Source organism: Ruegeria sp. AG7 (assembly GCF_056541545.1).
In genome coordinates this window covers 64,937-77,544 of sequence record NZ_JBQFYP010000004.1, presented here as the reverse complement: position 1 = coordinate 77,544, position 12,608 = coordinate 64,937, and the positions used below count along the sequence as shown (strand labels likewise).

Sequence of the window (12,608 nt, the reverse complement as noted above, 5' to 3'; positions counted from 1 at the left end):
CAAAAACTCAATTCGTGGGTTGTTCCGCCTTATTCCGTTCCGGTTGCATCATGCGGTAGCAGTTTACACAGGACGCCAGACTGGCGACGACGATGAAAGCGACGGCCATCGCGACCTCGTGCATATGGGCGACAGCGGCAAGGCCCGCAGACAACAACACCGCGGTTAAACGCGCGAACGCCTTGACCGCTGCCGATCCTCGCACCCGCTGCTCTTTGGGTGCCACATCCAGAAAATAGAGCTTGCGCGCACTGCTGGTCCCGGTCACAGCAACGGTGACAACGAACAGTGCAATTGCATGCAAGTGAACCTGATGGTCGATGCCCAAATAGTGGAACACCAAAAGAACACTGCCTGTTGCGGCGACCATCAATGTCCCGACCACCATGACCGCACGATGGGATTTCATGTTGATGATTTGCCACAGAGGGCCCGATACAAGATATCCCGAAGCGGAAGAGACGATCATCGCGGTCAATCCCTGTGTCGAGCTGTGATGCGCTTCGGCTGCGATGAGCGCGAAGAACGGAACGGACAGCGACACTGCGACCAAGGGCAGACGCATGATCATATAGCGCCGGAACCACTGGTATTCGAACATACCCAGAATACCCTTGATATTCGCCTTAATCGAAATGCCCCTTTCGGACTTCTGCGGTGTCGTCGGCGCACCCTCACGCACGGTTTCTGTCATCGCCAGCATGAACAGACCCGACAGCAGGAAGAACAAAACAGAAACGCCGATCATGACTGAATGGCGCGAAAAGGGTGGATTATCCTTGGTGATCTGATGCACCAGCAACGCAAGGCCAATGGCACATAGCCCCCCTGCACCAAGCTGTAGATATTGCATGACCATGCGCGAACGCGCCTGAACATGGTCCCCTAGCAGATCCGTAAGCATCAGGGTCTGCACTTCGCTGACAAGCCCGATCACAAGAAAAACAGACAGGAAAACCACTGCGATCAATGGGACAGCCCCGGTCGCGGCCGCAGCTATTGCCAGAACCAGACAGGCGCCAATGACCGCTTCGGTCAACGCAATTGCATGTTTTTTCCGGCTTCTTGCTGCAACGGGTGGCGCCAGAAAGAAGTCGGCAATCAAGCAACCGACCATCCGCACCGACACCAGTGCCCCTGCTACAAACATCGGCAACTCGAAGGAAACGGCTATAAACGGCAAAACAACCGACGGGCTGCCGAGCGTCCAAGCGACCTGAGACAGGATACTTTGCCCGGCCAGGACGGGCACGTTGCGCTTGGTCTGATCGGAAGTTTCGGATGTCATTCGTACTGTGTCTTCGTGTTTTCTGTATTTCCCGTACTTTCAGCCTAAGCGCATCGAATGTTTCAGCCAATAATTCAATAATACCATCAAAAAACAAAAACCCGGCCGTTGCGACCGAGTTTCAATGAGTTACTACTGGGTCAGCTCAAAGCTGCGCCATGACCTCGTCGGTGGCTTCGAAATTAGTCGTGACACGCTGCACGTCGTCATCGTCTTCCAATGCATCGACCAGCTTCATCAGCTTTTGCATGTCTTCCAGGCCCAGTTCCGTCGTTGTGGTCGGTTTCCAGACCAGCTTGGTGGATTCTGATTCTCCAAGCGCGGTTTCCAATGCAGAGGAGACATCGTTCAGATCGGTATCGGCGCACCAGATGATGTGACCGTCATCCGAGCTTTCGACGTCTTCCGCGCCCGCTTCGATGGCCGCCTCGAAAATGGAATCTGCATCCCCTGCGGTCACCGGGTAAACAACCTCGCCTTTGCGTTCGAACATGAAACCGACCGAACCGGTCTCGCCCAGGTTGCCGCCATTCTTCGAAAAGGTCGAACGCACGGTCGATGCGGTCCGGTTGCGATTGTCGGTCATGGTTTCGACAATGACCGCAACACCATTGGGCCCATAGCCCTCGTAGCGGATTTCTTCGTAATCGTCGCCTTCACCCGCTTGCGATTTCTTGATCGCGCGGTCGATCACGTCCTTGGGGACCGAGTTCGACTTGGCTTCTTTCACCGCCAGACGCAGGCGCGGGTTCTTGTCGGGATCGGGGTCGCCCATCTTGGCGGCGACAGTGATCTCTTTCGACAGTTTGGAAAACAGTTTGGACCGCGCGGCGTCCTGACGCCCCTTGCGGTGCTGGATGTTGGCCCATTTGGAGTGGCCTGCCATAGTGCGTCCTCGTCATCATGTTTGCGTGTTCGGCGCTCATATAGACGTTTGCGGGGGGCAGGATCAAGAGAGCGGCTTGCGACGACCTCACCGCCTTGTATGGTGATGACATGACGACAGATCAGATCATTCTTTTCGCGCTTTTCATCACTGTCTTCGGAATGCTGCTTTGGGGTCGGTTTCGATACGACCTTGTGGCTTTTGCCGCGCTTATGATCGGTGTCGTGCTGGGTGTTGTGCCGGTCGATGATGCCTTTGCGGGCTTTGGCCACCCAGCGACCATTATCGTCGCGCTGGTGCTTGTAGTCTCTGCCGGTTTGGTCAGGTCAGGTGCGGTATTTCTGATCACCCGAACTCTGGTTGATGCGTCACGAGGGCTGGGCGCGCATATCGCCCTGATGGGCGGGATCAGTGCGATTCTGTCGGCCTTCATGAACAATGTCGCGGCGCTTGCCCTGCTGATGCCCGTGGATATTCAGACCGCGCGAAAAGCAAGTCGGCCCCCGGGCCTTTCCCTAATGCCGCTAAGCTTTGCCACCATTCTGGGGGGCATGGTCACCCTGATCGGCACCCCGCCGAATATCATCATCGCCTCGATCCGGCAGGAAACGCTGGGCGAGCCGTTTCGTATGTTCGACTTCGCCCCTGTTGGTGGAATAGCAGCGATCGCCGGTCTGGCGTTTGTCGCGCTGATCGGATGGCGATTGATACCCAATCGCGGCGTGCAACAAGAAACATCCGAGGTTCTGGCCGAATACATTGCCGAACTGACGATCCCGCCGGGCTCTGCCCATATCGGCAAACGGGTCAGCGAACTTTATGAAACGGCCGAAAAATCCGACGTGGCTATCATCGGCCTGATCCGGGATGGGAAACGGCGATATGGCCGGTCAACCCATGCCACACTGAACGATGGCGACGCGCTGGTACTGGAAGCGCGCCCCGAAGCGCTGGACGAATTCCGTTCTGCGCTGAAACTGGATTTCTCGGACACGCGACGGCAGGAGCTGCTGACGGCTGAAGGCGACGGGTTGGAAGTGATCGAAGTGGTTGTTCCGGAAAGTGCGCGCATAGCCGGCCGTACAGCGCAGGGTATCGGGTTGGCTTGGCGCCAGAGCACCGTCCTGATGGGCATCTCACGTCAGGGTCGTCAGATCACCGAACAGGTTCGCAAGACCGAGGTTGAACCGGGCGATATCTTGCTGCTGCTTTGCCCCCGTGATCGCAGCGCCGATGTGACCGACTGGCTGGGGTGTCTGCCTTTGGCCGAACGCGGGTTGAACGTGACGGCAAATGACAAGGCCTTGTTGGCCATCGGTCTATTTGCAGTTGCCGTCTTCGCGGCCAGTGTTGGGTTGATTTACCTTCCCGTCGCATTGGGTCTTGTCGTCATAGCCTTTGTGCTGACCAAGGTAATGCCAATCACAGAAATTTATAACCATATCGAATGGCCCGTGGTTGTGCTGCTGGGCTCGATGATCCCACTGGGCAGCGCTTTGGAAACATCCGGCGGCACCGAGTTGATTGCCAATGCGCTGATTCAGCTGACCAATGGTCTGCCCGCATGGGCGATCCTGACCGTACTGATGGTCGTGACGATGACCTTGTCGGATGTTCTGAACAACACCGCCACCGCCATCGTCGCGGCCCCGGTGGGCATCCAGATGGCCCAAACGCTCGGGGTGTCGCCCGACCCGTTCCTGATGACCGTGGCCGTTGCGGCCTCGGCTGCGTTCCTGACGCCTATCGGTCACAAGAACAACACGCTGGTTCTGGGCCCCGGCGGCTATCATTTTGGCGATTACTGGCGCATGGGCCTGCCGCTGGAGGCTCTGATCATCGTGGTTTCCGTCCCCGCCATCCTTGTCTTCTGGCCATTGTGACGGGTAAAGGCTTTTCATGAAACGCTTTTTGATCCTGCAATTGCGCCCGGAAACGGATGCCTCCGACGCAGAATATGCCTCGATCCTGAACCGCAGCGGGTTGTTACCCGAACGCACGCATCGCATCCGTCTGGATTGCGAAGACCTGCCAGAAGGGCTGAAAGTCACCGATTATGCGGGGATTATCGTAGGCGGCGGGCCGGGATGCGTCAGTGATGACCCCGCGACCAAATCCGCGACGGATGCGCGGATCGAAGGAGCGATCCTGGGTTTGATGCCGCAGATTACCGCGCAGGATCATCCCTTCATGGGGTGTTGCTATGGCCTTGGTATTCTGGCCGTGCATTTGGATGGCAACGTGAGCAAAGCCCGGTATGGCGAGCCTGTGGGACCATCCAGGTGCCGCCTGACCCCCGAAGGACAACAAGACCCGTTGACCGCAGAGTTGGACGCCACCTTTGATGCGTTTGTTGGCCACAAAGAAGCGGTTCAAGCCCTGCCCGAGGGCTGCGTTCACCTTGTTGCGTCCGACCCCTGCCCGTTCCAGATGATCCGCTGGGGCCGGAACGTCTATGCCACTCAGTTCCATCCGGAAGCCGATGCCAAAGACTTTGAACAGCGTATCAACATCTACAGGAACCACGGCTATTTCCCGCCCGAAGACGCGCAGAAACTGATCGACCACTGCCATTCGGCGAAGGTCACGCAGCCCGGCGAAATCCTGCGCCGTTTCGTCCAGCGATACGAGTGACCCAACGGCGTGGTTGCCTGCGCCTTTCCGCCTCGCTTAGGCTGATCTGACGCAACTTTGCGAGGGGTTGATTGCGGATCATCAGGTTGCCATTGCCGGCCGCCCTGTTTCGCTGACCCTGCTTTCGGCCGTCTGTGGCATCATGTTGCCTGCCCTGGATCTGCTGTTCACCGCTTTGTTCCGCCGCCGCTGAAAGGAGTGTTCATGACAAACAATACTGCAGATGCGATTATCGTCGGTTCCGGGTTGGCCGGGCTGGCAGCTGCGGCGGAACTGGGCGACCGGGGCAAGAAGGTGATCATTGTCGATCAGGAACCCGAAACCTTTTTGGGCGGTCAGGCGTTCTGGAGCCTTGGAGGCCTGTTCATGGTCGACACACCCGAACAGCGCCGCATGGGTATACGCGACAGCCACGAATTGGCGCTGCGCGACTGGATGGGCAGCGCGCAATTTGACCGTGGCGAAGACGCATGGCCCCGCAAATGGGCCGAAGCCTATATCGAGTTTGCCGCTGGTGAAATGCGGCCATGGCTGCACGAAATGGGCCTGCGCTGGTTTCCGGTCGTTGGCTGGGCCGAACGTGGCGGGTCTTATGCGACGGGGCATGGCAACTCGGTCCCGCGCTTTCATATCACATGGGGCACCGGCCCCGGCGTTCTGGAACAGTTTATCCGACGCGTCCGCGACCATGTCAGCGCCGGATTGATCCAGATGAAGTTCCGCCACCAAGTCAGCCATATCATCATGCAGAACGGAACCGCCAAAGGTGTTTCCGGAGAAATTCTGGCCGATGACACCGCCCAGCGCGGTAACAAAACCAACCGCGATGAGGTTGGCGAGTTCGAAGTTTATGCCCCATCAATCATTGTCACGTCCGGCGGTATTGGTGGCAATTTTGACATGGTGCGTCAAAACTGGCCCCGGGATCGTTTGGGTGAGCCGCCCAAAGATATGGTTGCAGGGGTGCCCTTTCACGTCGATGGCCGCATGATCGCAATCAGCGAAAAGGCGGGCGGCCATGTCATCAATGGTGATCGGATGTGGCACTACACCGAAGGCGTGCGCAACTGGGACCCGATCTGGCCCGCCCACGGCATTCGTATCCTGCCCGGCCCAAGTTCAATGTGGTTTGACGCCAGGGGCAACCGCCTGGCACCGCCCTGTCTGCCGGGGTTCGACACTTTGGGAACTCTGCGTGAGATCCTGAAAACCGGATATGAATACAGCTGGTTCGTTCTGACCCAGAAGGTGATCAAAAAGGAATTTGCGCTGTCCGGGTCGGAACAAAACCCCGACTTCACTTCGGGCAGCTGGAAAGAGGTAATCCGCCAACGCATTCTATCAGGTTCCAGCGCAACCGCCCCGGTTGAGGCGTTCAAGGAAAAGGGTGAGGATTTTGTTGTTGCCAACACGCTGACTGAACTGGTCAACGGCATGAACCATCTGGGCGACACTCCGATAGACGAGGCTCATCTGCGTGCCCAGATCGAAGCCCGGGATTTGCAGGTCGACAACCCCTTTTCGAAAGACGCGCAGATGATGGCGATCCTTGCCGCGCGCAATTATCGCGGAGATAAACTGATCCGCACAGCCAAACCGCATAAGTTTCTGGATCCGGCCAACGGCCCGCTGATTGCCGTCAAGCTGCATATCCTGACACGCAAATCCTTGGGTGGGTTGCAAACCAATCTGGACAGTCAGATGATTGGATCAGATGGCAATGTCGTGCCGGGCCTGTTCGCTGCTGGTGAAGTCGCCGGATTCGGCGGCGGCGGCTATCACGGCTACAACGCGCTGGAGGGCACATTCCTGGGCGGCTGCATCTTTTCCGGTCGCAATGCCGGGCGTTCAAGGGCCGTCGCCTGACGCACTTTCACGGTTACCTGCGCACCAGTTTGATCACCGGCTGGCCCTGCGCATCCAGCAGAGCCAGAGCGTTGCCCTGCATCGCGAAGGTCGTGACGTTCTGCAAGGCTTGCAGGAATTGCCGCTCGACCGCGTCCAACGGAGGTGGGCAAGCCATGAGTGTTGCCGCCATGTTGTCAGGAAACGCAATACGATTACCGGAGATCTCGGCCCGACCACTGAACCGGTTGCAGCCGCTGCTGCCTGAAAAGACGCCATCCTGATCAAAGACAAGCTCAGGGCGTTTTTCGGTCTCGATAGGCCCACCAATCAGGCCCGAGGCGGTCCATTGGGTGTTGTCCAGCGTTGCCGCCCCCTGCCCCTGGACCTGAACCAACAGCAGATCGGCGGCATTCTCTGCCCCATTCGTCAGAACCGGGTACACAGTATCTGTGGTGAACAGCAAGTTTTGCCCCTGCATCACTGAAGCCCGCACGCCATAGCGATGAGCATCCATGATCAGCGCGTCGTCATAGGTCAATTTGAACTGCGCGGGCACCCCGCTCAGCGCATACCGTTGCGCGGCAAGAGTGACAGCGGGGGCATCGGCCAGCGAGATATCCTGAAGCTCAACATAAAGGGTTGCGTCCGGTGGCAGTGCAATGCGCTCTCGGTACGTTGCGGTCCCTTCAACAATACCGGCAATAGCGACACTGCTTAAAGCTGCCCAAGTTGCTGCACCCGCCCATATTGCGCGACCCAAATGCTGCATCGGTCAAATCCTTTTGCAAACCCTCTTCGCAAAAGATCGTGTGCCCTTGGGTCTTTGCAAGATGTGCTTCGCCAAAGTGGCGATTCTGCGCCGAAATCACAAAGGCCAGATCAATGGAATAAGAAGGGATGCCAACAATCCGACCGTCAGGTTAAGCGGAACACCCACCTTCATGAAATCGGTGAACCTGTAGCCGCCAGGGCCGTAGACCATCATGTTGGTCTGGTACCCGATCGGTGTTGCAAAGGATGCCGAAGCCGCCACCATAACCGCAACTACCAACGGGCGCGGGTCCATTCCGACGGCCTGGGCCAGCCCGATGGCTATAGGCGTGACCACAACTGCGACCGCATTGTTGGAAACCAGTTCGGTCAGCACCGAAGTCAGCAGATAGATCGCCCAGATGATCAGGAAGGGCGGCAAAGCGCTTAGTCCCGGTGCCACGGCCTCGACAATCAGTGAAACCGCGCCAGAGCTGTCCAGTGACGCACCGATGGCGAGCATCGCGAAGATCAGCGCCAACAGGCGACCTTCGACAAACGAAAACGCCTCGTCCGCATCGATGCAACGGGTCAGAAGAACCACGGCTACGGCCACAATCGACAACAGCAGGATCGGCGCGACACCCAATGCCGCCAAGACGACGATCCCGACCAGCGCGCCAATTGCAATCGGTGCATGACTGCGACGGAAGGCGCGTGCAGAGGGCTGGCTGACATCCACCATGTCCATGTCCGCGGCAAGGCGCTGGATATCTGCCGGGGCGCCCTCCAGCAGTAATGTATCCCCTACCCGAACCACCAGATCATCCAACTGGCGACCGATATTCTGATTGCGACGGTGAACGGCCAGCACATAGACACCATACCGGCGCCGAAGTCGCATCATTCCAAGGGTCCGCCCCACCAAACGGCATCCGGGTGTGATCAGCACCTCGACCGTCTTGGTCTCGACAGCGGAAACCTGATCCACACGCTTCAGCTCTTTGTTGCTCTGAAGGCTCAGAAGTTCGGTCATCTCGGTGCGCAGAACCACGCGGTCACCGACCTGCAATTCAACGCCCTTCAGATTGCGCCGCAGCGATTCATCGCCCCGGACCACGTCGATCAGACGCACGCCGGGGCGTTTGAACAACTGAACGCCGGTCACTTCACGCCCGATCAGGTTGCTGTCGGGCGGAATGACCGCTTCGGTGAAAAACTTCATTCTGGACCGATCGCTGAGCAGCGAGGCCATGCTGTCCCGCTCAGGCAGCAACCTGGGGGCGATGAAACGCAGATAGATCATGCCGTAGATCACCAGTGCAATCCCCAGCGGCGTGACTTCGAATATCGTAAAAGCTTTCATCCCCTGCGCGCGGGCCACACCATCCACAAGCAGGTTGGTGGACGTTCCGATCAGTGTCAGTGTCCCGCCAAGAATGGCGGCATAACTGAGTGGAATTAGCAGCTTTGACGCGGGTACGTTCAGCGTGCGGGCGATCTGAACAAAAACCGGGATCATGACCACAACAACGGGCGTGTTCGACACAAATGCCGAGGCCAGCACGACAAATCCCATCAGCAATCCGATGGCAATACGCGGGTTGACCTGCGCCTGCCTTTGCGCGGTCGACGTGAAGGCGTCCAAGGCCCCGGTCCGCACCAAGGCCCCCATGATGATGAACATCGCCCCAATCGTCCAGGGCGCGGGATTGGACAGGACCGCCAGCGCGCTTTGATAGGGCAGGATCCCTGTGACCAGCATCAGTGAGACACCACCGATGGCCACGACCTCGGTCGGATAAACCTCGCGCAGGAACATGACGAACATGCTCGCAACAATCAGCAGCGCCAGAATTGCGCTGCCCGTCTCTGTCAGTGAAAGGAAATTCATTCGTGGTATTCTGTCCGAACCCTGGCCCAAGCGCCTGATGACATGCAGTTTCACGCATTGCGCGTGGCAGGGCAAGCCTGACGTTTGTCAATCAGGCCCGGCTTGTTCCAAACGTCCACCAACGCGCACCATGCGAACAGATTTGGCCTGGCCGTCGCGATCATCCGTTTCGACGAAAACTCCGCTCAGCGTGGCCTCGCCATTGGCAGGGGTAAACCGGGTCTTGGGCATCCCGGTTATGAACCGGCGCATCGGTTCCTGCTTGTCCATACCAATGACCGAGTCATAGTCGCCGCACATGCCCGCATCCGTCAGATAGGCTGTGCCACCTGGCAGAATCTGCGAATCCGCTGTCGGTACATGGGTATGTGTTCCCACCACAAGGCTGGCGCGCTTGTCGCAATAATGACCCATGGCCATCTTCTCAGACGTCGCCTCGCAATGCATATCGACGATGATGGCCTGTGCCTGTCCACCCCGTGGGTGCGACTTCAGGATAGGTTCAATGGCCGAGAACGGGTCGTCGAATGGCCGTTTCATAAAGACCTGCCCCAACACCTGCACCACCAGAACTTTGCGCCCGCCGGGTGCGTTAAACAGCCGGTGCCCGCGCCCCGGCGCACCCTTTGCATAGTTCACCGGGCGCACGATGCGCTGTTCTTTCTCGATATATTGCAGCATGTCTTTCTGGTCGAACGCATGGTCGCCCAATGTCAGGCAATCTGCCCCGGCATCCAGCAGCAGCTTGGCGTGATCGCCGCTCAACCCCATGCCGTTCGAAGCGTTTTCGCCATTGATCACAACGAAATCCAGCCGCCATTCGTCGCGCAGGCGCGGCAAATGTTGCTGAACGGCCGCGCGCCCCGCGCGCCCCATCACATCACCAAGAAACAAAATCCTCATGATCCGGGTCGTAGGTGCTGTGCTGGGCAATAACAAGGCGGAACCGTGAAATTTAAGTTGAGCCGAACTTGAAATTGCATGCAGGCGTGGCAAAGTCTTAGCCATGCGCTTAAATCAAAAGGACATGTTGTGAAGCTATTGGCAATACTGACATTCGGCCTTGTGGTCGCTTCGGGTGTTATGGCGCAAGGCACAAAGACATCCATGCCCAATCCCGCAGCAACCTTTTGCGTCGAGAATGATGGGGTTTACCAACTTCGGAAGAACGAAGATGGAAGCGTCTTTGGTATCTGCATCCTGAAAGACGGTACCGAGGTGGATGCCTGGGACTATTTACGCAGCCACTTTCAGCAATGAGGCTTAGAACGTCAGCACCCGGCTTTCGGTGATAACCATGTTCAGCGGCTGATCGGTCGGCTCCAGCGGCAGTTTCTGCGCCTCTTGCGCGTCAAAAGCGAAACCGATTGCCAGTGTCGCGCGCTTGCCTCGCAATCCTTCCAGCGTGCGGTCATAAAATCCACCGCCATATCCCAAACGCCCGCCGTTGGCATCAAAAGCCACCAGCGGCACAATCAGGATTTCGGGGTCGAAATAATCATCAACCTCGGGCACTCTGGCACCGAATGGGCCGTCTTTCAGCGGTCCTTCTGGCGTCCAGCGCGAAAATTTCAGAGGTTTTCCAGCGGCTTGTATCACGGGAACACCGACAGGTCCATAAGCCGCAGCTTCAGCCATGGCAGACACCGGGTCGATCTCGGTTCGGATTGGCATGTAGCCTGACAAGGGCACGCCGCGATAACCCGCCAGAACCTCGGACAAACGTCCGGCCGCACCGGGAACACGCGTGTCGAACGCGACCTTGCGGCGCGCAAATGCCGCTTTGCGTGCAGCTGCTTTGATTTCAGTCAGATCGGTCACAATAGCACCACACTGGCAAGCCCAAGAAAGATGAAGAACCCCATGACATCGGTTGTGGTTGTCACAAAGGTTCCTGACGCCAGCGCCGGGTCAATTCCCAGACGATCCAGCACTACCGGTACTACCGTACCTGCAAAGCCCGCGATGATCATGTTCACGACCAAGGCTGACCCAATCACGACACCCAGCCAAGGTGAACCGAACCACAGCATTCCCACGGTCCCCAGTACAATGGCAAAACAGAGCCCGTTCAACATGCCCACCAGCAGTTCCCGCCTGATAACGCGCATCACGTTTGAGTTGGTCAGGTCGCGCGTCGCCAGTGCGCGCACTGCAACGGTCAGCGACTGCGTTCCCGCATTGCCCCCCATGGATGCAACAATCGGCATCAGGATGGCCAGCGCGACAAGCTGGTCAATTGCCGCCGCAAATTGTGAGATCACCAACGAAGCACAGATTGCCGTGCACAGGTTTACCGCCAGCCAGGGCAACCGTCGCCGACTGGTGGCCGCCACACTGTCGGACAGCGAGCTTTCGTCGCTCACACCGGCAAGGCGCAGGATGTCTTCTTCGTGCTCTTCATCCAGAACAACCATCGCGTCGTCGATGGTGATCACACCAACCAGACGCCCGTCGGCATCGACCACGGGGGCCGAGATCAGGTGATACTGGTTGAAGGCATAAGCCACATCCTCCTCGTCCTGATCAACGGGGATGATGTGAAACTCCTCTTCCGCCAGATCGCGCAAAGGCACTTCACGACGGGACGCCATCAGCTTGCCCAATGTCACCTGCGCTGTTGGTTTCAGGCGCGGGTCGACCAGAACAACATGATAGAACTGCTCGGGCAGATCGTCATTGGCACGCATGAAGTCGATGGCCTGACCGACGGTCCAATGCTCGGGGGCCATGACGACCTCACGCTGCATCAAACGACCAGCAGAACTCTCGGGGTAAGCAAGCGCCTGTTGCGCTGCTAGCCGCTCGGAATCTTCGAGCGCACCCAGAATGGCTTCCTGCTGCGGTTCCTCAAGATCTTCCAGAAGGTCAACGACGTCGTCGCTTTCCATCTCGCGCACGGCTTCCGCCAGAACCTCGGGGGTCAGAACGGCGATGATTTCCTCGCGAACCGATTCATCCAGTTCAGACAGGATGTCGCCGTCAAATTCCTTATCATAAAGCCGGATCAGCCGGGCCCGGTCATAAGGATTGATCTGCTCCAAAAGGTCAGCGATATCGGCCGCGTGCAGCGGCTCCATCAGCTCAATCAGCTTGTCACGATCATCCACATCAACCGCATAAAGGATCGCCGCCACGGTCCGGCGATCCAGCGCATACGCGTCTTCGTCCTGGGGCAGATCGTGTTCGGCTTGGTTATTGCCTGTCGTCATGCGCTGCCCCCTTCTTTCGGCGATTGGCCCCTAAATAGAAGAAGCAGCTACCAGAAAACAATGACAATGCGCCGATTTACCCACTTCTTTCGTCTG

The 12,608-nt window shown here is 57.9% G+C and carries 11 protein-coding genes; 4 read left to right on the top strand and 7 right to left on the bottom strand.

Annotation, left to right across the window (positions count from 1 at the left end):
* Window positions 1-7 precede the first annotated feature (7 nt).
* Window positions 8-1,288 (bottom strand): MFS transporter, encoded by a 1,281-nt coding sequence (locus ACR0BF_RS07005; protein ID WP_480624564.1) that lies wholly within the window; start codon window positions 1,286-1,288, stop codon window positions 8-10.
* Window positions 1,289-1,433: 145 nt separating this feature from the next.
* Entirely contained in the window at window positions 1,434-2,174 is a 741-nt protein-coding gene (locus ACR0BF_RS07000; protein WP_480475805.1) for a YebC/PmpR family DNA-binding transcriptional regulator, read from the bottom strand.
* Window positions 2,175-2,284: 110 nt separating this feature from the next.
* On the opposite strand from ACR0BF_RS07000, the gene ACR0BF_RS06995 reads away from it, so the two are divergent.
* The 3 genes from ACR0BF_RS06995 (at window position 2,285) to ACR0BF_RS06985 (ending at window position 6,674) form a co-directional block, all read left to right on the top strand.
* Window positions 2,285-4,057 carry an SLC13 family permease gene (locus ACR0BF_RS06995; RefSeq protein ID WP_480624563.1) on the top strand — a complete coding sequence of 591 codons (1,773 nt, stop codon included), beginning with the start codon at window positions 2,285-2,287 and terminating at the stop codon, window positions 4,055-4,057.
* A 16-nt stretch (window positions 4,058-4,073) separates the two neighbouring features.
* Window positions 4,074-4,808, top strand: a complete 735-nt coding sequence (locus ACR0BF_RS06990) for a glutamine amidotransferase (protein WP_480475801.1) — start codon at window positions 4,074-4,076, stop codon at window positions 4,806-4,808.
* 204 nt (window positions 4,809-5,012) lie between these two features.
* Entirely contained in the window at window positions 5,013-6,674 is a 1,662-nt protein-coding gene (locus tag ACR0BF_RS06985) for an FAD-binding dehydrogenase (protein WP_480475799.1), read from the top strand.
* Between the two features lie 13 nt (window positions 6,675-6,687).
* On the opposite strand, the gene ACR0BF_RS06980 is transcribed toward ACR0BF_RS06985, so the two are convergent.
* The 3 genes from ACR0BF_RS06980 to ACR0BF_RS06970 all read right to left on the bottom strand — a co-directional run bounded on the left by ACR0BF_RS06980 (window position 6,688) and on the right by ACR0BF_RS06970 (window position 10,203).
* A complete protein-coding gene (locus tag ACR0BF_RS06980) occupies window positions 6,688-7,425 on the bottom strand; it encodes a YbaY family lipoprotein (protein ID WP_480624562.1) in 738 nt (245 codons plus the stop codon).
* A gap of 96 nt (window positions 7,426-7,521) precedes the next feature.
* Entirely contained in the window at window positions 7,522-9,300 is a 1,779-nt protein-coding gene (locus ACR0BF_RS06975; RefSeq protein ID WP_480516188.1) for an SLC13 family permease, read from the bottom strand.
* A gap of 87 nt (window positions 9,301-9,387) precedes the next feature.
* Window positions 9,388-10,203, bottom strand: coding sequence for a TIGR00282 family metallophosphoesterase (locus ACR0BF_RS06970; RefSeq protein ID WP_480516186.1), 816 nt, complete (start codon window positions 10,201-10,203; stop codon window positions 9,388-9,390).
* 129 nt (window positions 10,204-10,332) lie between these two features.
* On the opposite strand from ACR0BF_RS06970, the gene ACR0BF_RS06965 reads away from it, so the two are divergent.
* The gene (locus ACR0BF_RS06965) at window positions 10,333-10,560 is read left to right on the top strand and encodes a putative hemolysin (RefSeq protein ID WP_480475791.1); all 228 of its coding nucleotides are present in this window, start codon (window positions 10,333-10,335) and stop codon (window positions 10,558-10,560) included.
* 3 nt (window positions 10,561-10,563) lie between these two features.
* On the opposite strand, the gene ACR0BF_RS06960 is transcribed toward ACR0BF_RS06965, so the two are convergent.
* Together ACR0BF_RS06960 and mgtE are read right to left on the bottom strand one after the other, a co-directional pair.
* A complete protein-coding gene (locus tag ACR0BF_RS06960) occupies window positions 10,564-11,121 on the bottom strand; it encodes a 5-formyltetrahydrofolate cyclo-ligase (protein WP_480475789.1) in 558 nt (185 codons plus the stop codon).
* Window positions 11,118-12,512 (bottom strand): magnesium transporter, encoded by a 1,395-nt coding sequence (gene mgtE, locus ACR0BF_RS06955; protein WP_480475787.1) that lies wholly within the window; start codon window positions 12,510-12,512, stop codon window positions 11,118-11,120. Before mgtE ends, ACR0BF_RS06960 begins: the two co-directional genes overlap by 4 nt.
* Window positions 12,513-12,608 lie beyond the last annotated feature (96 nt).